We start from the raw sequence: 1,600 nt of genomic DNA on the forward strand, positions 1-1,600 counted from the left end.
GAAGTCAGTCAGTCCAGTCATCAAACAGCGTAGCGCACACGAGAGTCTACCGTCCTCGGACCCGATGGCGCTTTGATCGCCCTCCACAGCTATCGCATTCGGATAACGCGCTGGCAACAACCGACAGCGTCCGCACTACTTTTGTATTTCGTTAGAACCTCAGGAGACTTCTATGCAAATCACCGGTATGTTGCACGGCTCGCGTTTGTTGGAGTTCGTCGGTTTTCCGGCGAGCCAAATCCTCGGCCCCAGTGCCAGCGAAGAGGAAATCAAAGCCTTAATCGACCGTCATCGTCAGGTCTTTATCAAGCCAGTTTTCAAAGGCGGCGTTGGGAAGAAGGGAAAAGCAGGTCTCCTCGGCCGCGCCACCGATCTCAAGACTGCGTTAGCAGAGAAGGAACGTCTGTACTTCGCCGAGCACACCGTTGGTCATATCAAGGCGAAGGCGAATGGCGTGACATTCGAAGCCGGTGTGCCAGCGAAGCACGAAGTGTATTTCTCGATCACCGATTCCACCCGCTTTCGCGCACCAACCATGACGCTCTCGCACATGGGCGGCATGGACATCGAAGAGGTGGATCCAAAGCACGTCGCCATGGTGCCTTTCGATGCATTGACGGGGCTGAAGGCGTTTGTCGTGGCCAACGCGCTCTCCGAGATCGGCGCGCCGAAGGAGATCATTTCGCCGCTCGTTCAGCAGTTGCCGAAGCTCTGGGAGCTGTTCCACGACTTCGGCATGACCACGCTCGAGCTCAATCCGATCCGGATGCGCGAAGACAAAAACGGGCGGCTCACGCCCGTCGCGTGTGACTTCAAGTGCGGCTTCGATCGCGATGATCCCCGCTGGGCGCGTCTTGGCCTGCCGCCTCACCTGTTTGCCGCTGACTACTCCGACTTCGAACAGGAGATCAATCAGTTGCGCACGCACCAGGGGCAGAGCGACGTCTACGTGATCAACGAGAACGGAACGATACTGGCGCCCACCTTCGGCGGCGGGGCCAATTCGCTTGTCACCGAGATGCTCGGGGACGCCGCGATCATCTCGTCGGATTTCGGCGGCAATCCGCCTTATGCAAAGATGAAGGAAGTGGCCCGCATCTGCTTCAGGCACTGGCTCAAACAGTCGAACGTGCTGTTCATCATCGGCGGCAAGTCGAACAACACCGATATCTTCGAGACGCTGCGCGCGATGGCTGACGCCCTTCGCGAACATTTCAGCGAGCATGGCCCGACGCCCCTCTATGTCGTGCTCGGCCGCGGAGGTCCGAATCTCGTGCGCGGCATGTCCGCACTCAGGGACACCTGCGACTCGCTCGGCCTGCCCTACCGGCTCTTCGGATTCGACTCCGATATCAGCGAAGTGATCCAGTACGCCCGCCAGGCGGACGCGTGGATGCGCGCGGGCGGCCGGGCCGAGATTGCCGCGCGGATCGGCGCGAGCGCAGTGGAAACCGAAGCGAACCCGGCCTGAGGAGATTGACATGCACAAGCAAGGCAGCAACCAGTTCAAGTATTTCGTTGGCGTCAACTCGCTCGCACAGATCGCCACGCGTGACGACCGCGTCTGCGTGCTCAACATTCTGGGCGGTGAATCGTCCGA

Annotated in this window: 1 protein-coding gene; it reads left to right on the plus strand. The window is 59.7% G+C overall.

Annotated elements, in window-relative coordinates; genetic code table 11:
• The first annotated feature begins 172 nt into the window (after nt 1-172).
• Nucleotides 173-1,471, plus strand: a complete 1,299-nt coding sequence (locus AWB74_RS44400) for an ATP-grasp domain-containing protein (RefSeq protein WP_061152781.1) — start codon at nt 173-175, stop codon at nt 1,469-1,471.
• Nucleotides 1,472-1,600: the final 129 nt, after the last annotated feature.

Source organism: Caballeronia arvi (genome assembly GCF_001544695.2).
GTDB lineage: Bacteria > Pseudomonadota > Gammaproteobacteria > Burkholderiales > Burkholderiaceae > Caballeronia > Caballeronia arvi.